The sequence below is a fragment of the Bradyrhizobium sp. GW821-FHT12B03 genome, assembly GCF_058807535.1.
In genome coordinates, this window is the sequence record NZ_JBXAQU010000030.1 from 31,994 (window position 1) to 52,776 (window position 20,783).

Genomic DNA, 20,783 nt, shown 5'->3' on the forward strand with positions numbered 1-20,783 from the left:
AGCCTATACGTACTGTTGAAGTGCAGCAAATCCGTCACTCAGGCGACCAGCCTGACCTTCGGCGTTATGACGCGGATTGCATCGGACGAGACTGATCCGCCCGGCACTGTTCCAGCCAAACATCGATGAAATTGGAGGATGAGATGATCTCTGCCGGATATTGCCGACTCATGTCCCGTTATAACACTTGGCAGAATGCCTCGTTGGTAACGGCCGCCGATGGGCTCACCAACGAGGATCGCTGGAAAGATCGAGGTGCCTTCTTCCAATCGATCGCAGCGACATTGAACCATCTCTATTGGGCTGATGCGCTGATACTGGAACGATTAAAAGGGAACGAGCGTCCGGAGGAAACCATCAAGCACTCGCTTACAAGCCCGTCGGATTGGGCTGACTTCAAGGCGCTTCGTTTACAAAGAAACGAGGAAATCGAAGAGTGGGCCGCGAGATTGCGCGACGCGGATTTGGACGGGATGCTTGTCTGGTATCCCGGGGATGGTACCACCCGGATCGAGAAGCCAAAAGCGCTCTGTGTCATGCAGCTTTTCAACCACCAGACACACCATCGGGGCCAGGTTCACGCGATGCTGACCGCAGCAGGCGCGAAACCGGAGCCGACTGATCTTCAGATGCTCGAATACTAAGCCAAGTGCGTTCTTGAAGGAGCGACGTGGACTGGCTCGCAAAACTCGGGGTCCCTTAGCGTAGGATGTCGTCCCCTCCCGCAAACGACCCTTCCTGCCGGGAAGACCGGATTGCTCGGCGGCCCGCATCACCGCCTCGAAGCGGACCCTGCCCGGTGAGCGGCAAAGCTCCGGCCAAACCGCCCACTAGGGGCGCCGCATTTCGAAGTAGGTCTTGCCGCCGCGAACAAAGCCGGCCCCCTCGTAGAAGCGCAAGGTGGTCTCCCGCTTCGACCCCGTCGCGAGCAGGACCTTGTAGCAGTCGGCCTGCCAGGCCAGATCGACCGCATGCGCAAGAACCCGCCGGCCGAGCCCCAGCCGGCGGTGGTCGGCGTGCGTGACGACATTCTCGATCACCCCATAGGATCGACCGCCTCGCGACAGGTTCGGCACGATTGCGAGGGTGCACGAGGACACAAGCCGTTCCGCTGCCTGCGCCACGATCACGGTCGTGAAGCCCGATGCCAGCAATCTGGACCAGACGCGCTCGGCAGCTGCCGGTTCCAGCTCGGGATCATCGGGGTGAAGGTGCCGATAAAGGTCAAGCACCTCGGGCAGATCATGCTCCGCCGCAGCGCGGATGATGGCTTCGGTCATGTTGTGGCACCAGAGATCGCGGCTTCGCAGGGGACACTATCAGATCGCAGGGTGCGTTCGCGACTTGTCCGCCGAAGCTGAGACCGCAGGATGGGCTTCGCTTCGCTCGACCCACCCTACAGAGCGCGCTACTTCAGCGGCAGGAAAACGTCCGCGACCGCCTCATGCTCCGGCACCTCCGGAAACAGGCTCAGCCGCTGGCAATAGATCGGGAAGTCGCGGGCTTCCTCGCCGCTGGCCGGAAGCCAGTCGCGATAGAGATAGAGCGCGGCGGGCTCCAGATTGTCGGTGTAGCCGACGACGCGCAGCACGGCACAGCGTCCGCCGGGGATCTCACCGGCCCTGATCTTTTCGCCATTCGCCTCGATCGGTTGGTCGGTCCCCACGCAAAGGTCGATGCTGTATTCATCCAGCTGCACGGGACGCCCCTCGGAATGCCAGACATTGAAGGTCGGACTCGTCCGGGGGTGCAGGCCGGCGGCCCTGCGCCACGCGATAAACCGCCGGATCGTGTCACCAAGTGTCTCCGGGCTTCCCCGATGCTCCATGATCGCCACCCTCGTCGCCGGCACGTCGCGGATCGTCACGTCGTCACTGGTAAAACTCGTCTGCATGAGCTTGCTCCTCGCATTGTCCAGAGGCCCGAAGGCCGCAAGCCACGGCTCCCAATCCGGTGATTTCCGGAACGACGACGGCGATTGCCCGAACCGTTGCCGAAAGGCGCGGGCGAAGGCATCGGGTGCGTCGTAGCCGGCATCCATCGCGATGTCAGTGACGCTCTGCGCGCTATTGTAGGCCAGCTGATGCGACGCGCGCTTCAGACGGGCCAGCTGGACATAGCGATGCACGGACAACCCGAAGGTCGCCGCGAACTGCCGGTGAAAATGAAATTTCGAGAAGGCCGCAACAGCGCTTAAGCTGTCCAGGTCGAGATCAGCGTCGAGATGCCGGTCGATATGGTCCAGCACCCGTCGCATCCGATCCTGATAGTTTTGCAGTGCCGCCGTCATCGTCCCTCCTCCGTGGCGGCTCCAGTTAGCCGTTGACGGCCGTAACGCGCTCGACCGATCTTGCGGTTTGGCGGAAACCGTAGGACCTGTAGGATGGGTAACCCATCCTACAAAGCGCACTTGCAGTTTGCCCCCTACCCGCCCGCCATCAGCTGCCTGGCCAGCGCCATGTAGGCCGGCAGCGTCACGGGATCGTTGGCGGCGTTGCCCGCGACGGGGTGCGATGCGTAGCGCGCGATCACCATCTCTGCTTCGGGATCGATGTAGAGGCCCTGGCCGTACACGCCGCGCGCCATATAGGCGCCGTGGGCATTGTGCGTGACCCACCATTGATTGCGGTAGGAGGCGCCCGGCAGCGTGGTGTAGCCGGCCGGCTTGAACTTTTCGGGGTCGCCACCGCGGGCGATGTCCTCGACGACAATCGAAGGCACGATCTGGCGGCCATTGAAGCGGCCGTGATTGCGCATGGTCTCGCCGAAGCGGGCGAGATCGCGCAAGCTGGTGGACAGGCCGCCGCCACCGCTTTCGGTGCCGATGCGGTCGACGTGGTAGTGCGCGTCCTCCTCCGCGCCCATGGGCTGCCAGATCCGCTCGGAGAGGAGATCGGCCAGCGTCATGCCGCTGGCGCGCCGGATGATCCAGGCGAGCACGTCGGTGTTGACGGTCTTGTAGGCGAACGCCTTGCCGTGCTCGCCCCGCTTTGTCTGCGCGACGAGGAAATCGAAGATGTTGGTCGCACCGTCATAGTCGGGCGGGATCGGCGCCATGCCGTTGGCGCGCCGCAGGCCCCATACGTGCGAATTCGTGTCGGTGTAGACTTCGGTGTATTCGAGGCCGGTGGTCATATCCATGACCTCGTGCACGCGCGCATCGCCGAACGCGCCGGCCTTCAGCTCCGGCACGTAGTCCGTCACAGGCGCCTGCGGATCGATTCTGCCTTCGCCGACCAGCATGCCCGCGAGCACGCCGGTGAAGGATTTCGTCACCGACATCGCGATATGCGGCTTGTGCGGCTTCAAGGCGCCGAAGTAGCGCTCATAGATCAGCTTGCCCCGGTGCAGCACCGCGATGCCATCGGCATAGGTCTCCTCCAGCATTTTCGCGAAGGTCATGGGACGGCCGTCCATCGTGATCGAGGCCGACGCGCCGATATCGTGGTCCTCGCGCGGCAACACCGACGCGGGCCCTGCCCCGCGCCAGACGTTCACGGTCGGCACCAGCTGTCGCACATTGCTCCAGGCCCAGCGCAGCTCGGGGAAGCTGCGGAACGAGCCGTTCTGGAAAGTGATGGTGCGGTCCGGCGCCGGCGGAAAGCCTCTCATCCAGCCGAGCGTTTCGGGATCGGTCTCGGCGGCGGTTGCGGGCGATTGGCTCGAGGCAGTGGCAACGGACATGAACGGCGGCTCCGGAGAGAATGATGCGAACGACGTATCATGGGGCGGCGCAACCCGCATCCCGCGTTTGTGCCGGGGTGCCGTGCGGCGAAGCCTGAGGATGGCCGGTCCCGGCGACCGCCCGCGCGGTCCGATCGCCGTCTCGTGAACGGCGTTGAGGCGCGCCGATTGACCTGCCTCAACGTGACGAACTCCATTGTGATCCATCGTTTCGTCAGCACTGGCGAAAGGAACGACGTCGCATGGCCTACGCAACCACCTATCCCTACACGGGCGAAACCCTCAAGACATTCCCCACCGCAAGCGATGCCGAGGTCGCCCGCGCGATCGACGCGGCGCACGCGGCTTTCCTGGCCTGGCGGGAGACATCCTTTGCCGCGCGCGGCGCGATCCTGCAAAAGGCGGCCGACCTGCTGCGCAAGGATGCCGACGCCTACGCAAGGCTCCTGACGCTCGAAATGGGCAAGCTGTTCGCCGAAGCGAAAGCCGAGGTCGAGCTGTCGGCGAAGATCTTCGAATATTACGTCGAGAATGCCGAACGCCTGCTCCGTCCGGAAAAATTGAAGGTCGCCGATCCCGCCGAGGGCGAGGCCGTCATCGTCTGCGAGCCGCTCGGCGTGCTGCTCGCCATCGAACCCTGGAACTTCCCCTACTACCAGATCGCCCGTATCATCGCCCCGCAGCTTTCGGCCGGCAACACCATGCTGCTGAAGCACGCCTCCAACGTGCCGCAGAGCGCCGCGGCGTTCGAACGGCTGATGCGTGAGGCGGGGCTGCCCGAGGGCGCCTTCATCAATCTCTATGCGACGCGCTCGCAGGTCGAGACGATCATCAACGATCCGCGCGTTCATGGCGTGGCGCTGACGGGCTCGGAAGATGCCGGCGCGGTCGTTGCCGCGCAGGCCGGCAAGGCGCTGAAGAAGTCGACCATGGAGCTCGGCGGCGCCGACGCCTTCATCGTGCTGGCCGACGCCGACATGGCCAAGACGATCAAATGGGCGGTGTTCGGCCGTCACTGGAACGGCGGTCAGGTCTGCGTCTCGTCCAAGCGCATGATCATCGTCGACGCGGTCTATGACGAGTTTCTCGCACGCTACCGCGACGGCGTGGCCGGCCTCAAGGCGGGCGATCCCTTCGCGCCCGAAACCACGCTCGCCCCGCTGTCCTCGCAGGCGGCGGCCGACGAGATCAAGGAGAAGATCCGCCAGGCCGTCGCCCATGGCGCCAAGGCCGAGCAGGTCGGCCCGCCCGTCCCCAACCAGGGCGCCTTCGTGCAGCCGACGATCCTGACCGATGTCGGCGACGACAATCCGGCGCGCTATTGGGAATTCTTCGGCCCGGTCTCGATGCTGTTTCGCGCCAGGGACGAGAACGATGCCGTGCGCATCGCCAACGATTCCCCGTTCGGCCTCGGCGGCTCGGTGTTCACCTCCGACACCAAGCATGGCGCTGATGTCGCCAGGAAGATCTCCACCGGCATGGTGTTCGTCAACCATCCGACCAAGGTCGAGGCGGACCTGCCGTTCGGCGGCATCCGCCGCTCCGGCTACGGACGCGAATTGCTGGGGCTCGGCCTCAAGGAATTCGTCAATCACAAGCTGATCGACGTCGTCGACATCGACGCCCGGTTCTGAACGGCATCATGCGTCACCCGCGCCGGCATGGCGCGGGTGACGTGACGTCGGATGAGATGGGTAACGATCCCCATCACTCCGGCTTCGGCTTACCCCTTTCGTCCCGTGCGCTTCTTTGCCTTCGCCGCGCGCTTGCGCCCCGGCGCCACAGCGCGCGCCGGTCCGCGTGCCGCGCGGCCGCCCGTGTCGGCGGTCAATTCGGGACGCAACCTGGCGAGCTTGGCGCGGTCGGGCAGCATGTCGGCGAAGCCGTCGAGCACGCGCGGCGCGGGCGCACCGTCGCCGGCAACGGCCTGCGCGCCGGCCGGCACCGCGGTCTGGCTGAGAGCCTGCAACCGCCGGCACGCCTCGCCGAGGTGATAGGCATCGCCGCCGAGCGCCACCCATTTGCCGACCTCGGGATGCAGCACGAGATTGGCCGAATGGTTGTCGCTGGCGCTGGACGGATAATCGACGAACACGTCGATCCCCGACTGCACGCCCACCATCACGCCCTGCGCCGACCACGACACGGCGACGTCGACGCGGTAGCGGCCCGGCCGCTCGAAGGCGAAGCCCGCCGTGCTCCAAAACACCTTCGCCGTGGCCGTGACGCTTTGGCCTGCCTCGAGCTCGCTCAATTTCGCGTGCTCGCACAGGATCACGAAGGGCCTGACCGGACGCTCGCGCCCTTCCGCATCGGTGACGGTGATCGAAGCGAACAATGCCTCGGTGCCGACGTCGTTCGGCGCGCGCAGCGACACGCCGCTCGTGTTCGTCATCGTCCACGACAGATCCAGCGGCTGGCCGAGCGCGACGCGGTCGGTCGTGGCCGTCACCGTCAGCGCCAGCTCGGAAGGTTCGAAATCGTGCCGGTCGGCGGCCTGCGGCGCGCCGGTCGGGAACCAGCTTGCGAACGGCCATCCGCCCGGACGAATGACGGGGTCCGGCATGTGGTTGAGGTGGTGACGGACGTTGGTGTTGTGCGCGAGCTTGATCTGATCCGGGAATACGCCGGGCTCGCCGGTCGCCGGACCGCCGAGCACGTCCGCCACGCTCGGCGTCGTGGTCATGATCGAGTTGTCGGCCGCGGTTTCCTGCTCCTGGTGGATCTGGTTCAGGGTGTGCGTCAGCTCGTGGGTCGCGCTGCGCAGGAACGCCCGCGGCACGTCACGCTGCTTCCGGTTGGCGGCCAGACCGAAGTTCGACGAATCCGAGGTGGGATAGCCGTCATCGGAGAAGCTGGCGCAGCCTTCGCGGGGAACGCCGATCTGGTCGTACATGATGCCGCGCGAGCAACCGAGCTTGGCGGGCACCACGATCATGTGGACGCGCCATTCGGCGTCGAGATTCGTCGCAGGATTCCGCACGCTGGTCATCAGCGCGTGCAGATCCGCCGAGCTCCAGCAATTGGTCGCAACGACGCCTGCGGGCACCGGGACGTTGAGCTGGTCCTGCACGACCGTCAGCTGCCAGCCGGTCCTGGCAAAGACCGTGTCGAAGAACTCCGTGCCGCCGGCGCCGTCGGGCACCGGCGCGGGCCGCACGGCTCCGACCAGCGTGTCGATCTCCAGCGTCGCTCGGCGGAAGAATTTCGACACCCAGGCGAGCGTGATGCTGCCCTTGTCCACACCGCCCTCGAACAGCCGGCCCTCGTAGAACGGCCCGCCGGTCAGGGAGAACGGAAACGGCGCCGCCACCTTTGACAGCTTCATCGTTACGGTGCGCGAGGGCGTGGCCGGGAACGAACCCCTGAACTGGCCGGCCGGGGGCTGCGTGTAGTTGAACTGCTCGGCAACGATCGTGAGCTCGCACTTCCTCGGGAACGGGACCGCGACGGGCGCCGACACGCTGGTCACCCTGAGATAGGAGTGATAGCGCGCGCGGGGGAAGATGGGGATTTTCGGCCTGCGGATCGGGAATGGAATAGCCGGCTCATCGACCGCGCTGAGCGAACCGGCGAGGCTCGTCAGCCCCGAGTCGGCCGCGGCCTCATCTTCGTCCTTGTTGCCCACAGGCGGCAATGGATGGGGGAAAGGATCGATCACCGGCCGCTTCGAGTAGAGATCGCCGCTGACGATCAGATGGTCTGCGCCGCCGTCGGGCGCAGAGCGATCGACGCGCAGCGTGCCTTCGAAGGACACCAGGCTCGCCGTCGGCCTGAAGTTGATCTGGTAGCAGCCTTCGCGGAAGTCGAGCTTGCAGAGCCTGAACGGCGGAAAGGGCTTCAGGTCGGTTGCGGCCGGCTGGTCGCCGGACTCGTCATCGCCGATGCTGATCTGGCGCGACAGCGGCACGAGCGGCTTCATGGCCGGCTCGACCGACGCCGCGGTCATCTTCGAAAGGCTGCCACTGGATTCATGCTCTGAGCAATTGCACATGTCGTAATCTCCTCGTTGAAATGACGAGGCGATCGACGTGAGCGTCGGGCTCGTTCGCGGGTACGCCCGCGTTATCTCAAGTCAGCTGTGGCGTGCGCAGTCCTACGCGCGCCGATAGGTCACGACACAGCCCTCGGAATCCGTAAACTCAAACCGGTCGGCCTCGAGTGAAATGCGATAGGTCACGAGTTCATCGTTCGCCGTCCCGACGACGAGCGTGTTGGAGTCTTCGAGACGGTAGATTCCCGCATCCCACCACACCATGCCCTGCCCTTCACCGCGCAGGCCGCGGTAGGTGCCGGTCGAGAATGTGAGGGTGGCGGGATATTTGTCCGCACACGCAGCCGCCGTGGTTTTGGTCCACGTACCAACCATGCTCTGTTCGTGTTTGTCAGCCATAGTGTCTCCATAGCTCTCATCAACCGGCGCGATCGGCCGGTTGGAGGCTATCTCAACATGTCGTTCTGGCGTGTGCAGCTCATTTCAAGCTGATGTGGTGGCATTCTGCCATGCACAATCACAGCAGGTACTTTATGGCCGTATTTATGCAAGCGTGCGTGTGAGATGCTTCACACCGAAGGTGCGACAATTGAGCACCGGCGCGAAGCACGGCGCGCCGCGGAGCACGATCGATATCCAGCGTTCGCGCAAGACGATCTGCACGACGATCGCAAGCGCGGCGTGAGGCCTCTTGCGGGCCGACGAAGCGGCTGGCAGTAAGAGCACGCGGCGAGCACGCGCCGCTGCGATTGCGGCGGCCTGCGCCAAAAAGCCGAACTGTCGCGCCACCGTTTCTCGCCAGAGTGAGCATTCCCCTCCAAGATGACGATGCGGATGAACTACCTTCCCTCGCTCAAAGTGGCCCATCCGGCGGTTTCGGCGCAGGACGGCACCGCGACGTCAGGTCTCCTCCGGCAGTACGAGAGGCTCGCGCCGGACTTCGAGCGCGTCATCCTCGACCTCGAGGACTTCGATCGCAGCTGATGCGGCCGCCGGCCCTTCAGGCCGCCCCCTCATGGACATCCCATTCTCAATTAGAATCCAAGCATGAATACAGCTCTCTCGATCGTCGTCCTGGCTGCCGAGCTTCTCGTCAGCGCGTTGAGTGCCTTCGTTTCGATTGCCGCTCTCGGCTTCGCGGGTGAAGCGACCCGATCGAAAGATTTGACCGCGTTCGGCTGGATGCTGGGGGCTCTTTACGTCCTTGTCGCCTTCACGCCACTCATCGCAACCGGATGGGTGGCTCAAAGAAGGTTCTTTTCGGACAAGGCATTTCCCGTGCTCGAAATCATTTCCTCGCCGTATCTGGTCCCGGTGGTGCTGCTGGTCGGCGCCGCGATCTTCTGCATCGGGCTGCTGGCATTTCAAAACGGCGCAGGGCTGGCGCCGCGGTAGATGCGGCGCGCGGCGGTCTTGCCCTGGCATTTCACGCCGAACTGGACGAGTCCACGCTCACGGCTTCAATTGCCGCTGCTTCAGCTCCAGCTCGCGTTGCGCCTGCTGGAGCATCCTGATGCGCGGCGGATCGTCGGGGTTGAGCAGGGCGAACTTCATGGCCTTGTCGATCGCGGCTTGAAGCGCGGTGTCGGCGCTTGCGGGGAGGCTCCGAACCGCCTGCGCGATTGATGTCGCCGCCTGGAAGCCAACGAAGGGTTTCTCGCGCTCGGGGTGCAGCCGGTCGGCCAGCCAATCAAGCTGATCTTCGCGCGGAAACGCACGCAGGATCGCGATGGCCGCCAGACGTTCGCCGGCCGAGACGCTCCCCTTGAGCAGATCGAACGCCTTGATGGCGGTCGGCGCCTCGGCGACCATGCTGCCGACGATATCAGTCATCCGGTCAGTTCGCTCCTGGCCGCCCGTCATCGTGACGCGGACCTGGTCATAGGCTTTTGCCAGCTCCGCAATCTTGCTGGGCGACTCGGTGACGGGCCCTTCCTTCGCCAAATTTGCCGTCTGTGCCATCGGTACACGGTTCAGCAGATCGGATACGGCACGCAACAACCCGCCCCTCGCTCTCTCCCTGAAGGTTTCGCGATCGGGATAGACCATCGTCAAGCCGATCTGCTCGAGCTCCTTCCGGAACAGCAGCACCTGCTTCATCTGCTCCAATTCCTCGACCGTTTGAGCAGCCGCCGGGGGCGGCTGGCCGGAGAAATAGAACATGATGATCGGCTGGCCCGTGGCTTCACGCCGCTTCATCGCCTGCCGGAACTCATGAACCGTGCCGCTGGGCGCGTCCGCCGTCGGCGTCCCGCATCGCATCCACATGATGCCCAGGAAGATGTCGAAATCCTGCGGGATCTGCCTGTCGACCACGTCCTGCGGCTTGCCGAGATCGGGGAACACGTTGTCCTGATAGCGCAGCACCTCGAGCTTGACGTCGAGCGATGGTGCCAGGAAGGTGATCACAGCATTGATCTCCGCGGCCAGCGCCAGGACCAGTTTCTGTTCGGCCGCAACGTCGGACGGGGATGACAGGAAGATTTTGACGATGCGCGTCATTGCTCTGCAATCCTCTCGCTATGGAGGCGCGTGTCCGGTCCTCAATCCTCGAGGCCGGTCTATCGATCAACCAATTCGTCGCAAAATTATCGAAATCGCAGAAAACCACAGACTACACGCAACCTCAGCGTTTGCAACCTTGCCCCTGCTCCCACTTCATCGTGCCAGCGGATAGCGAGGCCGAGGGCGCGGGGGCTCGCCAAAGCCCCGGCGATCAAAGGCGATGGCCTTGTTGCTCGCGACGACGGCATCCAATTGCGCGCGCCACATGCGGCGATCGCAGATATTGGCGTGCAGCAAGACGACGGGGTCGCCGCGACAGGCGACGTCCACAGCCAGCGCCGACCTGCCGCGCGTCAGTCGCGCGATAGGGACAGCCCCGCGAGAAGCGGCGCGTAGGCGGCAAGCCTGCGGGATACGAACTCGGTGAAGAGCCGCACGCGCTTGGTCTTGCGTGTCTCCCCCTGCGTGAGAAGCCAGAGCGTTCCGTACATGTGCAGGTCGGTGCCCGGCACCCTCACCAGCTGGGGGTCAGCATCGCCGACGAAGCACGGCAGTGTCGCGATCCCGATCCCTTGCCTGACGGCAACGATCTGCGCTCCGGCATCAGTGACTCTGAACGGAACCTCGGCGGCGCGAACCTCACCCGCGCCGGCCCAGTCCGGGACGCCATGCATGCTGATGACGATCCACCTGACAGGATCAGGCGCGCCCGCACGCCACGCGGCCAGTCGATCCCTGGACATGTAGACGCCGCCGAACACCTTCGGTCCCTTCAGGCCGTGAAGATTCAGCGGCAGGGTTTTGCGGTCGTAGACGACGCGGATCGCGACGTCGGCCTCCCGGTTGGTCAGATTTGCCAGCTCGCCTGATGACAGGATGTCCATCTCGATATCAGGATGCAGCCGCGCGAAATCGGCAAAATCAGGCATGAGCAGGTGTGTCGCAAGCGGCGGTGCCAGCGTCACCCGCAGACGCCCGCGCACGCTCTGGTCGCGGCCGAAGACGCGCGTCTCCAGCTGGTGCGACGACGCTTCCATCTGCTCCGCGAACGCGAGGACCTCCTCGCCCGCAGCCGTCAGGCGGTAGCCCGACGGCAGCTTTTCGAACATGTGGACTCCGAGGCGTTCCTCGAGCTGGGCGATGCGTCGCAGCACGGTCGCGTGGTTCACACCGAGGCGCTCGGCGGCAGCCCGCACCGAGCCCCCGCGCGCGACGGCCAGAAAATAGCGAACGTCGTCCCAGTCAATCATGGTGCAATCCCGCACCGCGCGGTGCGCCTTCCAGAGCCTGTGTCCAACCCATCGAACAGCATCTCGTATGTGGGTGGCGCGGGGCGATTGTTGTAGCCCATGCCGAAAAGCGCCTGACTCTGAGCGGCGGCCCCCGATCGTCGCGGCTGGCGTCAATCGCCCAGCCGGATCGATTTTGCACCACCGTTGTGCGCGCTTCCGCACTCAACGCCTGACTCCGGCGGACCTATGTCGAGGCTCTCGGGGGTGTCCCCGAACGACCAGAGACGGCGTCTGAAAGGAAGTCATGGGAAAGCTTGAGGGTAAGATCGCAGTCGTCACGGGTGGATCGAGCGGCATGGCGCTGGCGAGCGCCAGGCGGTTCGTTGAAGAAGGCGCCTATGTCTTCATCACGGGCCGAAGGCAGGAAGCGCTCGACGAGGCCGTTAAGCTGATCGGCCGGAACGTGACCGGCGTGCGCGGCGACGCGGCCAATCTCGCCGACCTCGACCGCCTGTTCGATACGGTCAAGCGGGAAAAAGGCAGCATCGACGTCCTGTACGCGAGCGCCGGCACGGGCGAAGCCGTCCCGCTGGACGAGATCACCGAGCAGCATTTCGATGCGGCCTTCGGCCTGAATACGCGCGGCACGCTGTTCACGGTTCAGAAGGCGTTGCCGCTGTTTCGCGACGGCGGATCGATCTTCATGACCGGGTCCGTTGCGTCGGTGAAAGGTTTTCCCGGCTACGGCGTGTATGCGGCGAGCAAGGCGGCGTTGCGTTCATTCGCACGCACCTGGCTCAACGAACTGAAGGGCAGGAATATCCGCGTGAACGTGCTGAGCCCGGGGCCGATCGCCACACCGATGCAGGACCAGGTCCTCACCGAGGAGGCGAAGCGGATGTTCGAATCCCTGATCCCCCGGGGAACGATGGGTCGTCCTGAGGAAATCGCGGCGGTCGCGCTGTTTCTGGCTTCGGACGATTCCAGCTTCGTGAACGGGGTGGAGCTGTCCGTCGACGGCGGCTTCTCGGCCATCTGAAAAACGGAGACGCATGATGAGCTACGCAATCATAGGATTCGGCAAGATCGGCCAGGCCCTCGCCCACGCCTTCGCCCGCAAGAACGTCGACGTCACAGTCGCGAGCCGCCGGCCGCCCGAGGCGTTGGCGCCGCAGGCCCGGGCGATCGGAGCCACGGTCGTCGCGAGGTCGCTGCGGGACGCGCTGGAGGCCGACACGATCATCCTGGCGGTCCCGTTCGGCGAGCATCGCGAAGTTGCGAAGGCGCTGCCGAACTGGATAGGCAAGACGATCATCGACGCGACGAACGGGTTTGGAGAAGAGGTGGACGATCTTCTGTCCTCCGCCGTCGTCGCGAAGGCGTTCACCGGCGCCAGGCTCGTGAAAGGCTTCAATCATTTGGGTGCGACCAAACTGGCGGCCGATCCGGTCGTCGAGGGCGGCCACCGGGTCGTCTTTCTGTCTGGCGACGACGAGGACGCAATCGCTCCCGTGGCAGCCCTGGCCAAACAACTCGGCTTCGCACCCGTGAAGCTCGGAAAGCTCAACGAGGGCGGCGCCCTGGTGCATGCACGCGGCCGCGTGTGGGGCCAGCTGATCTTCCAGGATTTGTTCAGGAAGGAGCAGTAGTCGATTTGCGGCCGTGTGATTGACGACGAGAACAGGTCGCGCGCGATAACTTCTTCGAGCAGCGCGCGACCGGATATTTGAAGCGAACTAGGACGCGGACTCATAAAGACGCAGCCATAGCCTGATTGACGCGAGCTGAACGAAGGCAAGGTAGTTGGCGGCCAGCTTGTCGTAGCGCGTCGCTACCCGACGACATTGTTTGATCCTGTTGAAGAACCGCTCGACCTGGTTGCGAGCACGGTAGAGATAGGGGCTGAAGCAAATCGGATCGCTGCGGTTGCTTTTCGGCGGGATGTTGGCCCACGCGCCCTTCTTCATGGCAAGCTCCCTGATCCAGTCGGCGTCATAGCCACGGTCGGCAAGCAGCATTGACCCGGATTTAGGACGAGAGAGCAGTTTTCCGGCAAGTCGAACATCATGGGCCTCGCCAGGGCTCAGCGCCAGCCGTAGCGGCAGACCATTGCCATCGACCACCGCATGAATTTTGCTCGTCAAGCCGCCGCGTGACCTTCCCATCGATTGGCGCTGGTTTCTTGTGATGCAAGCTCCATGCTGATGCACGCGGACAATGGAGGTGTCGATCATCTGGACAGCGGCATCATGGGCAGTGGCAAGCGCTTCTATGATGCGGCCCCAAACACCGGCCCGCCGCCACCTAACGAAGCGGTTGTAGCAAGTGGTGTATGGACCAAACGCCGTCGGCAGATCACGCCAGGGTGCTCCTGATCGGAGGACCCAGAAGATGCCATTCAGGACCCGTCTGTCGTTCACCCGAGGAACGCCACGCGGCTGTTCGGCAGCATCGGCTTGATGGCGGTCCATTCGTGGTCGGCGAGTTCGTAGCGCATGATTCGAGTCCCCAGTTCGGGAGTTTGAATCACGGCAGTCCGGCCAAACGCAACGCTCCTGGCCCGCTCTTGGTACGGCGCTTACGGACAGGAGCGGACATCAACCAGTCCTCAATCTTTGACAAATGCGTCGAAAATGACCCGAAGCGGACTTGTGCGATTTGGTATTCTTGCCGACAGTGTTCGAGAATTGTGAGACACAGCGTGCCAAAGCTAGTTTTAACTATTCGAGCGATATCGGCGATATTGTTGACCGGCATAGTCTCGGGCTTCGTTGTCATAGCTTTATCGTCGGCATATTATCTGTTGTGGAATTACTTGTTGTCTTACGGCAGCGGGAGCGCGAGCGGCCTTTTGGAGATGACGTCATTTCTCTGGTTTGTGGCCAGCCTTGTCGGAATTGGGGCCGCAACCATCCTGGGAGCTACGACAGAGTGGCCCAAAGCGCTGTGGCTTGCGAAGCAGAGCTGTCCTTCCCGGACATCGAACATCCTCGTAAGCATCCTCGCAGCTGAAACACTCATGCTTGTTCCTACAATCGTCGGCCTCTGGCGCAATCCTGCTCCGATTCGCGACATGTGCGAGACGCTACTATTCAGCGGTTTTGCGGGTGCCGTAGGAGGGATATGCTCGGCCGTGTTGTGGTGGAAATTGGTATTAGTGCCGTTACGACGCGGTCGATAACTGCTCATCGCGAATCATGCTTATCTTCGCCTCCAATGTCCGCTTCTAGCCCGTCGCGACATATTGCGCTGCCGCCCGAAGTCGGTCGCTATGGGGGCAAAGCAGACATTGCTTTAGTCGCATCACGCCGCCTGTTTATGGATACACGGCCTAGGATGACGGCGCATTTAACTCGCAAGCGATCCTTGACGAGCGGGAGTTAAATGCACTGTCACCGAAACGGCGGCCATTCGTCGAAGCCGCTACGAATCGGGGACCAGAACAGCGAGAAATTCCGGGAAGCTCATCGCGACCAACTCCACGCGATCCTCGCCAAGCTCCTGTTCGTGATCCCACCAATAGACGGCTCCGGTGCTCGGACCCGCGCGGCAATCCAAAAGGTAGAGGTTACCACCTTGGTCTTCGCCAACCGGCAACATCCTATCCGGAAGGACATCGCCAACCAGTTCATAACAATGATCGAGCTGGAGGTAACTTTCAGCGTCGCCGATTTCGAAGATGCAGCTCACATCCCAATAGTCTGGATTGGTCGAGACGACCTGAACCGGACGAGAGGGCTCTTCCCTATGTGACCGCAGGAAGGCGCGATATGTCACGGGCAAGCTGGCCCCAAGCGCCGTTTCCAAGTTCTCAATTCGTTGTTCGGCGTTCATGACGCGATGCTAGGGCTCGATTCAATTTGGATCAATCGTCATTCCGCTCCAGTTCCTGAGCTTTCGGTGCTGCCGGATCACTTTTTAGTCGTGCCCTCAGATGGCTGCTCTGCCGACCCGCCGATTTTCTTCGAGACCACGTAGACGTCGACGCCGCTCATCGAGCATTCCTCGCTTGATGCCTGGCTTTTCGTGATGACCTCGATCGTCTTGCCATCCCTGGTGTGAAACGTGATGTCGTAAACCTGCTGGTAGAGGTCCTTGCCGATCTTTTCGGATGCGAGACGAACGGCCTTGGTCTGCGCCTCGATCACTGATGGGATATCAATCAGGCCGGCGTTCTTGAGGTGCACGAGGGCCATGTTCGTGGGCCAACTCGCGCAGTCCGGAGACTTCGCCAGAGCCACCGCAGCCGGCATGGCAAATATTGCGGCCACCACCACTTTCAACGCGACGCGCATCAATGCACCACCTTGATGGTGTGGTCGCCACTTTCCCGGATCTGCCTGCGCCTATTGATGGGCAGGACGGCAACGCACATGCCGTCGCGGTCGCCCCGCTTGTAAAGCTTCTCGCCAGGCCTGAGCTTCTGAAGTCCCGTATCGGTCAACAAGGTAGTCTCCGTTCGGTTCGCCGCCAGATACCATCATGGTACAGAACCGACCGAAACGGAGCCCCTAAAAACGTGCCCTCGGCGGCACCAGCATGCCGGCGAGCACGCCGGTGAACGACTTCGTCACCGACATCGCGATATGCGACTTTTGCGGCTTCAGCGCACCGAAATAGCGAAGAGCCGAAAAGCCAACCTGCTTCCTTATTTCCAAATGCGTTATTATCTTTTGTCGGAAGACAGTCGGCCGAGGCCCCTTGTATGAACAGCTTGAACAATCTGGAGTGCGTGACCCTCTTCGTTGACGACCTTGCGCGCACGAGGGCATTCTACGAGGCCGTGTTCGACGCCAGGCCGATCTATTCCGATGCCGTGTGCAGCGTGATCGCGCTCGGTGGCGTCATGATCAATCTGCTACAGGACGCGCAGGCACCGCAACTCGTGGAGCCGGTGGTGCCTGCCTCATCAAGCGCCGGACCTCGCATGCTTATGACCATTCGCGTCGCCGATGTCGATGAAGCCTGCGCGAAGCTCCGGCAAAGCGGCGTCGATCTGGTAAACGGCCCCATCAATCGTCCCTGGGGGCGTCGCACCGCTGCCTTTTCCGACCCATCCGGTCATATGTGGGAGATCGCGCAGGAGATACGCTCCTAGAATCCCAACTATGCTCTGTCCGCGTTTGCCGGCCAGAGTGTTTCCATAGCCCTCATACGATTTCATTGCTTGAAGCAATGCTCGCGGTGCCACTTCAAAAAGTTCGGATGAGGCCGATCCGACGGTCTTCTTGGCTCGAGAGCGTGCCCGGTCTTGTTGATGACCGATCGGACTCCTTCCAGATCGTTTGTCTGACGGGAGATCAGTATTTCCAGATTATCAGCCAAGCTGATCAAACCACGGTCGAACATCCAATGAGCAGTACCCGAGAGAGCAATCCCATTGCTCACGATGTCCGGCCCACTTGCTTCCACAGGTCGAATGTGCGCCGCCGCGACTTCTGCGCGCCCCATTCCATTGATGAGCTTCAGGCCCGTAATGGCACAGCGCTCGTCGTAGGCACGTAGCACGATCCGACGAAAAACTCGGTCGCGCAGAACTCTGGATACGGTAAGGCTGACGCGATCTCTTTGCTGCTCAAATAGGAACGCCGTCTGTTCTTTCTCGTCAAGTTGGGACAATCGAACATCGGCATCGACGCGGGGCAGCAGCGGCTGCCCCTCAGCAAAGCCGAGTTCGACTATTCTATTGAAATCGTCGGAAGAGATAGGGCGGACCGCGGACTGGGCACGTCCCGAAATTCGCCCCAGCTCGTTCAGGACACCGCGTTCAACGGGACCGGCTGGCCCGTTGAAAGAAACCGGATAGGCAAAATCCAGATAACTTCCGGGTTCGATCAAAGCGAGATACATCCCCGAAGTACCGGAGTCGGGAATAACTCGCTGAACCCGAGCAATCGCAAAGTAGCCACGCGTCTCGGCGACCTTGCTCGGTTCGTAATAGATGATCCAGTCGCCGACACAGGCTTGAACACGGCGCAAATACTGACTGGGGAACTGATACCGCTCAGCCGGGCTATCATCGTAGATCGAGTCCGATCGATGGATGAATACCCCAAACCCCATGCTCAGTTCTGCCTGCCGGAAGAGATGCCCATCAACCTACTTAAAATGGCGATGGGTTTCGATGCGCTCTACCCACCTTACCTACTGATCACCACGGGAGACCACAACATCCAAGCACGGTTGAGACCGTCTGTCAGTCCGTAGGACCTCGTTTCAATCCCACCAGAAGAACCACCAGTCGTTCGCCATCAAATAGGCGGCGAGCGCACTCAAGGTTCCGATGCCTTGATCCACGATATCGGGGCAGTAGATGTAGTGTTCGCGCGCAAGCGCGAGTGCTTCTTCACGTGTCTTCGGTTTGACCGAGACGCGCAAATTGAGCGTATCGGAGTTTATTCCGATCAGCTCCGCGCCGTAGCGGTCGCGCCAGCCCCTCATCGCAGCAACGTGATATTCTGGCGCCGGACAGCCGTTCCAGCCACCCCAGCGGAGATACGCAGGAATGGTGGTCCAATGGTCAGTCGGCGCGACGCCGACATAGACCTTGGATAGCGGCTGCCCTTTCAGGTCTCGCGCAACCGAAAGCCCGATGGCTGCTTCCGTCGAATCGGGCCATTCCCCAATTAGGGGATCGGGCTGCGTGCGCCCCATCGCTGCAATCGTCTCTTCGCGCGATAGGGTCCGCGTCGTTCCGTCGTTCGTTTGGTTGATCTGCGGAAGTGGCCTGTTCGGATCGGCCGCGAGGAGCTCTCGAAGCTGATTCATCGCCGCTTCCTGGTCGGCCTGCTTGCGCTTTACGAGATCCTCAGGGAAGTGGATGTCAGCTGCTCGTCGAAGTATTTCCTCGACGGAGGGAGGCGACGGGACGTGCGGCCCGTTCGGGCCGAACGGCGTCAGCAGATTGGCGAAAGAGCCCCCGTTGTCATCGGCTCCAAGAACGACCGGACAACCTGCGCCGGCCGATTTCAGCTCTTCCCATTTCGCCAGCGCCTGGTCGCCAGTCGTCTCGATCAGTTTGAGCGGGAAGTTCACCAGAGCCTTCTTTTTGTACTCATCCGGCGTCATCGCGCTCGTCCCTCGTGTCCCCGCGACGCACGCTCCGGCAAGCAGCCATCTCAACAGTGCTCGTCGCTGCATCTCGACGGCTCTTCATTTTGACAGTCGTGTTTCGAATGGCCGCCCCGCCCCTACTCCCACTCAATCGTCCCAGGCGGCTTGCTCGTCACGTCATACACCACCCGGTTCACGCCCTTCACCTCGTTGATGATGCGCGTGGCGGTCTCGCCCAGGAACTTCATGTCGAACTGGTAGAAGTCCGCGGTCATGCCGTCGGTCGAAGTCACGGCGCGCAGGCCGACGACGAAATCATACGTGCGGCCGTCGCCCATGACGCCGACGGTCTTCACCGGAAGCAGCACGGCAAAAGCCTGCCAGATCTCGTCGTAGAGGCCGTGCTTGCGGATCTGGTCGATGTAGACGGCGTCGGCCTTGCGCAGGATGTCGAGTTTTTCGCGCGTGATGTCGCCGGGGCAGCGGATGGCAAGGCCCGGGCCCGGGAACGGGTGGCGGCCGACGAAGATTTCGGGCAGGCCAAGCTCGCGCCCGAGCTTGCGCACCTCGTCCTTGAACAGCTCGCGCAGGGGCTCGACGAGCTTCATGTTCATGCGCTCGGGCAGACCGCCGACATTGTGGTGCGACTTGATCGTCACCGAGGGGCCGCCGGTGAAGGAGACGCTCTCGATCACGTCAGGATAGAGCGTGCCTTGCGCGAGGAAGTCGGCGCCGCCGATCTTCTTGGCCTCCGCCTCGAACACCTCGATGAAGAGGCGGCCGATGGTCTTGCGCTTCTTCTCGGGGTCGGTGACGCCTTCGAGCTCGCCCAAGAACTGCTTCGACGCGTCCACGTGCACGAGCGGGATGTTGTAGTGGTGGCGGAACAGGTCGACCACGGTCTTGGCTTCGTCGAGGCGGAGCATGCCGTGGTCGACGAACACGCAGGTGAGCTGGTCGCCGATGGCTTCGTGGATCAGCACGGCAGCGACGGCTGAATCAACGCCGCCGGAGAGGCCGCAGAGCACCTTGCCCTTGCCGACCTGGGCGCGGATTTTTGCGATCTCCTCCTCGCGGAAGGCGCGCATGGTCCAGTCGCCGGTGAGGCCGGCGATCTTGCGCACGAAATTGCGGATCAATTTTGCGCCGTCGGGCGTGTGCACCACTTCGGGGTGGAACATCAGGCCGTAATATTTGCGCGTCTCGTCCTGGATGATCGCGAACGGCGCGTTCGGCGAGGTGCCGGCCACCGAGAAGCCCGGCGGCATTTTTGTAATGCGGTCGCCATGGCTCATCCAGACCTGGTTCTTGCTGCCTGATGACCAGACGTCCTCGAACAGCTTGCTCTCGGCCTTGACCTCGACGTCGGCGCGGCCGAATTCGCGGTGATGGCCGCCCTCGACGGTGCCGCCAAGCTGCTCCGCCATGGTCATCTGGCCGTAGCAGATGCCCATCACGGGCACGCCGGAGGCGAAGATCAATTGCGGGGCGCGGGGCGAGCCGGCCTCATGCACCGACTCCGGGCCGCCGGAGAGGATCACCGCCTTCGGCTTCATCTCCTTGAAGGCTTCTTCGGCCTTGTTGAACGGGACGATCTCGCAATAGACGCCGTCCTCGCGCACGCGACGCGCGATGAGCTGCGTCACCTGGCTGCCGAAGTCGACGATGAGAATCTTGTCATGCGCCGAGGCCACGGATGGCGTCGACGCGGAGCGGTCGGTCTGTGCTGCTGTCATGGCAAGCAAATACGCGACGGCGCCCCGGCCCGCAACCGCGCGCGGCACGCACCCACATTCTTCTTTGGGCATGGACAAATGGATATAGGTAAGTATTATTGACCTAATTGCCCCACTGACCAAACAGGGGCCGATCAGGGAGAACGCTTGTGTCACAGCATCATCAGTCGTCAACGCTCGCCGCGCTCGGCCGCACCTGGGTCGAGGCCTGGAACGCGCGCGACCTGGAACGCGTGCTCACACTCTATACCGAGGACGCCGTGATGACCTCGGACCGGATTCCGGTGCTGGGCTTCGATGCCAGCGGCACCGTGCGCGGCAAGGAAAGCTTGCGGGCCTATTGGGGCAAGGCGCTCGGGCTTTTGCCGGAGCTGCACTTTTCGCTGATCGATGTGTTCGTCAGCCCTGACAGCGTCGTGGTGTTTTACGCGAACGAGCGGGGCAAGAAGATCTGCGAATATCTGCGGGTGAATGATGCGGGGCTGATCGTGCAGGGGTCGGCGAACCATTTGGTGGGGTGATGTTTGCGTGGGTTGCTGTCGCCGCCGCGCGCTTGTCGTGTGCAGCCGGTGCCACCTC

Annotated in this window: 23 protein-coding genes; 8 read left to right on the plus strand and 15 right to left on the minus strand. The window is 62.7% G+C overall.

The window, feature by feature from the left end; translation table 11 throughout:
• The first annotated feature begins 143 nt into the window (after positions 1–143).
• The gene (locus AC1RUR_RS36145; RefSeq protein ID WP_492852903.1) at positions 144–644 is read left to right on the plus strand and encodes a DinB family protein; all 501 of its coding nucleotides are present in this window, start codon (positions 144–146) and stop codon (positions 642–644) included.
• Positions 645–830: 186 nt separating this feature from the next.
• Here AC1RUR_RS36145 and AC1RUR_RS36150 read toward each other — a convergent pair whose 3' ends face one another.
• The 3 genes from AC1RUR_RS36150 to AC1RUR_RS36160 all read right to left on the minus strand — a co-directional run bounded on the left by AC1RUR_RS36150 (position 831) and on the right by AC1RUR_RS36160 (position 3,684).
• On the minus strand, positions 831–1,280 hold the full coding sequence (locus AC1RUR_RS36150) for a GNAT family N-acetyltransferase (protein WP_492852904.1): 450 nt from the start codon (positions 1,278–1,280) through the stop codon (positions 831–833).
• Positions 1,281–1,408: 128 nt separating this feature from the next.
• Positions 1,409–2,290: an AraC family transcriptional regulator gene (locus AC1RUR_RS36155; protein ID WP_492852905.1), complete on the minus strand. Its 882-nt coding sequence runs from the start codon at positions 2,288–2,290 to the stop codon at positions 1,409–1,411.
• A 134-nt stretch (positions 2,291–2,424) separates the two neighbouring features.
• On the minus strand, positions 2,425–3,684 hold the full coding sequence (locus AC1RUR_RS36160; protein WP_492852906.1) for a serine hydrolase domain-containing protein: 1,260 nt from the start codon (positions 3,682–3,684) through the stop codon (positions 2,425–2,427).
• 173 nt (positions 3,685–3,857) lie between these two features.
• On the opposite strand from AC1RUR_RS36160, the gene AC1RUR_RS36165 reads away from it, so the two are divergent.
• Positions 3,858–5,318 carry an NAD-dependent succinate-semialdehyde dehydrogenase gene (locus AC1RUR_RS36165; RefSeq protein WP_492852942.1) on the plus strand — a complete coding sequence of 487 codons (1,461 nt, stop codon included), beginning with the start codon at positions 3,858–3,860 and terminating at the stop codon, positions 5,316–5,318.
• 89 nt (positions 5,319–5,407) lie between these two features.
• Here the strand turns inward: AC1RUR_RS36165 and AC1RUR_RS36170 are convergent, their stop codons facing one another.
• Together AC1RUR_RS36170 and AC1RUR_RS36175 are read right to left on the minus strand one after the other, a co-directional pair.
• The gene (locus tag AC1RUR_RS36170; RefSeq protein ID WP_492852907.1) at positions 5,408–7,678 is read right to left on the minus strand and encodes a hypothetical protein; all 2,271 of its coding nucleotides are present in this window, start codon (positions 7,676–7,678) and stop codon (positions 5,408–5,410) included.
• Positions 7,679–7,780: 102 nt separating this feature from the next.
• Positions 7,781–8,077 (minus strand): hypothetical protein, encoded by a 297-nt coding sequence (locus AC1RUR_RS36175; RefSeq protein ID WP_492852908.1) that lies wholly within the window; start codon positions 8,075–8,077, stop codon positions 7,781–7,783.
• Between the two features lie 435 nt (positions 8,078–8,512).
• On the opposite strand from AC1RUR_RS36175, the gene AC1RUR_RS36180 reads away from it, so the two are divergent.
• Both AC1RUR_RS36180 and AC1RUR_RS36185 read left to right on the plus strand, forming a co-directional pair.
• Entirely contained in the window at positions 8,513–8,662 is a 150-nt protein-coding gene (locus AC1RUR_RS36180) for a hypothetical protein (protein ID WP_492852909.1), read from the plus strand.
• Between the two features lie 63 nt (positions 8,663–8,725).
• Entirely contained in the window at positions 8,726–9,073 is a 348-nt protein-coding gene (locus tag AC1RUR_RS36185; RefSeq protein WP_492852910.1) for a hypothetical protein, read from the plus strand.
• Between the two features lie 57 nt (positions 9,074–9,130).
• On the opposite strand, the gene AC1RUR_RS36190 is transcribed toward AC1RUR_RS36185, so the two are convergent.
• Entirely contained in the window at positions 9,131–10,180 is a 1,050-nt protein-coding gene (locus AC1RUR_RS36190; RefSeq protein ID WP_492852911.1) for a hypothetical protein, read from the minus strand.
• A gap of 356 nt (positions 10,181–10,536) precedes the next feature.
• Positions 10,537–11,433, minus strand: coding sequence for a LysR family transcriptional regulator (locus AC1RUR_RS36195; protein ID WP_492852912.1), 897 nt, complete (start codon positions 11,431–11,433; stop codon positions 10,537–10,539).
• A 286-nt stretch (positions 11,434–11,719) separates the two neighbouring features.
• Here AC1RUR_RS36195 and AC1RUR_RS36200 point away from each other — a divergent pair, with 286 nt between their 5' ends.
• Positions 11,720–12,454, plus strand: coding sequence for an SDR family NAD(P)-dependent oxidoreductase (locus AC1RUR_RS36200; RefSeq protein ID WP_492852913.1), 735 nt, complete (start codon positions 11,720–11,722; stop codon positions 12,452–12,454).
• A gap of 16 nt (positions 12,455–12,470) precedes the next feature.
• A complete protein-coding gene (locus AC1RUR_RS36205; protein WP_492852914.1) occupies positions 12,471–13,064 on the plus strand; it encodes an NADPH-dependent F420 reductase in 594 nt (197 codons plus the stop codon).
• 87 nt (positions 13,065–13,151) lie between these two features.
• On the opposite strand, the gene AC1RUR_RS36210 is transcribed toward AC1RUR_RS36205, so the two are convergent.
• The 5 genes from AC1RUR_RS36210 to AC1RUR_RS36230 form a co-directional block, all read right to left on the minus strand.
• Positions 13,152–13,912, minus strand: a protein-coding gene (locus AC1RUR_RS36210; RefSeq protein ID WP_492852915.1) for an IS5 family transposase whose coding sequence is annotated in 2 segments (ribosomal slippage) — positions 13,152–13,855 and positions 13,855–13,912 — 762 coding nt in all. Because the reading frame shifts where the segments join, the coding sequence is not laid out codon by codon here.
• Between the two features lie 926 nt (positions 13,913–14,838).
• A complete protein-coding gene (locus AC1RUR_RS36215) occupies positions 14,839–15,249 on the minus strand; it encodes an SMI1/KNR4 family protein (RefSeq protein ID WP_492852916.1) in 411 nt (136 codons plus the stop codon).
• 77 nt (positions 15,250–15,326) lie between these two features.
• Positions 15,327–15,710, minus strand: coding sequence for a hypothetical protein (locus tag AC1RUR_RS36220; RefSeq protein WP_492852917.1), 384 nt, complete (start codon positions 15,708–15,710; stop codon positions 15,327–15,329).
• The gene (locus tag AC1RUR_RS36225) at positions 15,710–15,862 is read right to left on the minus strand and encodes an integrase (RefSeq protein ID WP_492852918.1); all 153 of its coding nucleotides are present in this window, start codon (positions 15,860–15,862) and stop codon (positions 15,710–15,712) included. Before AC1RUR_RS36225 ends, AC1RUR_RS36220 begins: the two co-directional genes overlap by 1 nt.
• A 64-nt stretch (positions 15,863–15,926) precedes the next feature.
• Positions 15,927–16,073, minus strand: coding sequence for a hypothetical protein (locus AC1RUR_RS36230; RefSeq protein WP_492852944.1), 147 nt, complete (start codon positions 16,071–16,073; stop codon positions 15,927–15,929).
• A 47-nt stretch (positions 16,074–16,120) separates the two neighbouring features.
• Here AC1RUR_RS36230 and AC1RUR_RS36235 point away from each other — a divergent pair, with 47 nt between their 5' ends.
• On the plus strand, positions 16,121–16,513 hold the full coding sequence (locus tag AC1RUR_RS36235) for a VOC family protein (protein ID WP_492852919.1): 393 nt from the start codon (positions 16,121–16,123) through the stop codon (positions 16,511–16,513).
• Positions 16,514–16,575: 62 nt separating this feature from the next.
• Here AC1RUR_RS36235 and AC1RUR_RS36240 read toward each other — a convergent pair whose 3' ends face one another.
• From AC1RUR_RS36240 to guaA, 3 genes are all read right to left on the minus strand, one after another.
• Positions 16,576–17,478 (minus strand): HNH endonuclease, encoded by a 903-nt coding sequence (locus AC1RUR_RS36240; RefSeq protein ID WP_492852920.1) that lies wholly within the window; start codon positions 17,476–17,478, stop codon positions 16,576–16,578.
• A gap of 153 nt (positions 17,479–17,631) precedes the next feature.
• Entirely contained in the window at positions 17,632–18,483 is an 852-nt protein-coding gene (locus tag AC1RUR_RS36245; protein WP_492852921.1) for a DUF4253 domain-containing protein, read from the minus strand.
• 122 nt (positions 18,484–18,605) lie between these two features.
• Positions 18,606–20,204, minus strand: coding sequence for a glutamine-hydrolyzing GMP synthase (gene guaA / locus AC1RUR_RS36250; protein WP_492852922.1), 1,599 nt, complete (start codon positions 20,202–20,204; stop codon positions 18,606–18,608).
• A 149-nt stretch (positions 20,205–20,353) separates the two neighbouring features.
• Between guaA and AC1RUR_RS36255 the strand changes: the two genes are divergently transcribed.
• Positions 20,354–20,725 carry a nuclear transport factor 2 family protein gene (locus AC1RUR_RS36255; RefSeq protein WP_492852923.1) on the plus strand — a complete coding sequence of 124 codons (372 nt, stop codon included), beginning with the start codon at positions 20,354–20,356 and terminating at the stop codon, positions 20,723–20,725.
• The last annotated feature ends 58 nt before the right edge of the window (positions 20,726–20,783 follow it).

Coding starts and splice junctions, on each gene's coding strand:
- AC1RUR_RS36145 (WP_492852903.1), top strand. CDS start 144: ATGATCTCTGCCGGATATTGCCGACTCATGTCCCGTTATAACACTTGG.
- AC1RUR_RS36195 (WP_492852912.1), bottom strand. CDS start 11,433: ATGATTGACTGGGACGACGTTCGCTATTTTCTGGCCGTCGCGCGCGGG.
- AC1RUR_RS36160 (WP_492852906.1), bottom strand. CDS start 3,684: ATGTCCGTTGCCACTGCCTCGAGCCAATCGCCCGCAACCGCCGCCGAG.
- AC1RUR_RS36175 (WP_492852908.1), bottom strand. CDS start 8,077: ATGGCTGACAAACACGAACAGAGCATGGTTGGTACGTGGACCAAAACC.
- AC1RUR_RS36155 (WP_492852905.1), bottom strand. CDS start 2,290: ATGACGGCGGCACTGCAAAACTATCAGGATCGGATGCGACGGGTGCTG.
- AC1RUR_RS36185 (WP_492852910.1), top strand. CDS start 8,726: ATGAATACAGCTCTCTCGATCGTCGTCCTGGCTGCCGAGCTTCTCGTC.
- AC1RUR_RS36170 (WP_492852907.1), bottom strand. CDS start 7,678: ATGTGCAATTGCTCAGAGCATGAATCCAGTGGCAGCCTTTCGAAGATG.
- AC1RUR_RS36200 (WP_492852913.1), top strand. CDS start 11,720: ATGGGAAAGCTTGAGGGTAAGATCGCAGTCGTCACGGGTGGATCGAGC.
- AC1RUR_RS36215 (WP_492852916.1), bottom strand. CDS start 15,249: ATGAACGCCGAACAACGAATTGAGAACTTGGAAACGGCGCTTGGGGCC.
- AC1RUR_RS36235 (WP_492852919.1), top strand. CDS start 16,121: ATGAACAGCTTGAACAATCTGGAGTGCGTGACCCTCTTCGTTGACGAC.
- AC1RUR_RS36240 (WP_492852920.1), bottom strand. CDS start 17,478: ATGGGGTTTGGGGTATTCATCCATCGATCGGACTCGATCTACGATGAT.
- AC1RUR_RS36190 (WP_492852911.1), bottom strand. CDS start 10,180: ATGACGCGCATCGTCAAAATCTTCCTGTCATCCCCGTCCGACGTTGCG.
- AC1RUR_RS36150 (WP_492852904.1), bottom strand. CDS start 1,280: ATGACCGAAGCCATCATCCGCGCTGCGGCGGAGCATGATCTGCCCGAG.
- AC1RUR_RS36180 (WP_492852909.1), top strand. CDS start 8,513: ATGAACTACCTTCCCTCGCTCAAAGTGGCCCATCCGGCGGTTTCGGCG.
- AC1RUR_RS36220 (WP_492852917.1), bottom strand. CDS start 15,710: ATGCGCGTCGCGTTGAAAGTGGTGGTGGCCGCAATATTTGCCATGCCG.
- guaA (WP_492852922.1), bottom strand. CDS start 20,204: ATGACAGCAGCACAGACCGACCGCTCCGCGTCGACGCCATCCGTGGCC.
- AC1RUR_RS36205 (WP_492852914.1), top strand. CDS start 12,471: ATGAGCTACGCAATCATAGGATTCGGCAAGATCGGCCAGGCCCTCGCC.
- AC1RUR_RS36245 (WP_492852921.1), bottom strand. CDS start 18,483: ATGACGCCGGATGAGTACAAAAAGAAGGCTCTGGTGAACTTCCCGCTC.